Origin of the sequence: Maribellus luteus, from assembly GCF_003576475.1 — a bacterium.
GTDB lineage: Bacteria > Bacteroidota > Bacteroidia > Bacteroidales > Prolixibacteraceae > Draconibacterium > Draconibacterium luteum.
This window is the reverse complement of record NZ_QWGR01000206.1, coordinates 1-561: the sequence shown is the minus strand read 5'-3', so window position 1 is coordinate 561 and position 561 is coordinate 1. Positions and strand designations below refer to the sequence as shown.

The 561-nt window shown below is 68.3% G+C and carries 1 pseudogene; it reads right to left on the bottom strand.

Annotated features, from left to right (window positions below):
* A pseudogene (locus D1614_RS28610) lies at nt 1-561 on the bottom strand (excinuclease ABC subunit UvrA); the annotation flags it as partial.

The window sequence follows — 561 nt, the reverse complement described above, 5'->3', positions numbered from 1 at the left end:
CCCCCGTAATCGCCACCAGACGCGACAGCGGCATCGTCGCAGTCACGTTGCGCAGGTTGTGCAGCTTGGCGCCGTGCACCGTCAGCCATTGCTCCGGCACGGCTTGCTTGCCGGCACGCGGCGCAATCACCTGGCGGCGCGGCTGCAGCGGGTGCTCGATCGGCTGCGACAGGAACCGGCCAGTGAGCGAGTCTGGCTGGGCTGCCAGGTCTGCCACGCCACCTTGCGCGACGAGCGTGCCGCCGCGCTTGCCCGCGCCGGGCCCGATGTCGATGATGTGGTCCGCACGGCGGATCGTGTCTTCATCGTGCTCGACCACCACCAGCGTGTTGCCCTTGTCGCCCAGCTTGCGCAATGCGTCCAACAGGATCTGGTTGTCGCGTGGATGCAGGCCGATGGTCGGCTCGTCCAGCACGTAGCAGACGCCTTGCAGGTTGCTGCCAAGTTGCGCCGCCAGGCGGATACGCTGCGCTTCGCCGCCCGACAGGCTCGGCGCCGCGCGATCCAGGCTCAGGTAGCCCAGGCCGACCTCTTCCAGGAACGACAGGCGGCTGTGAATCT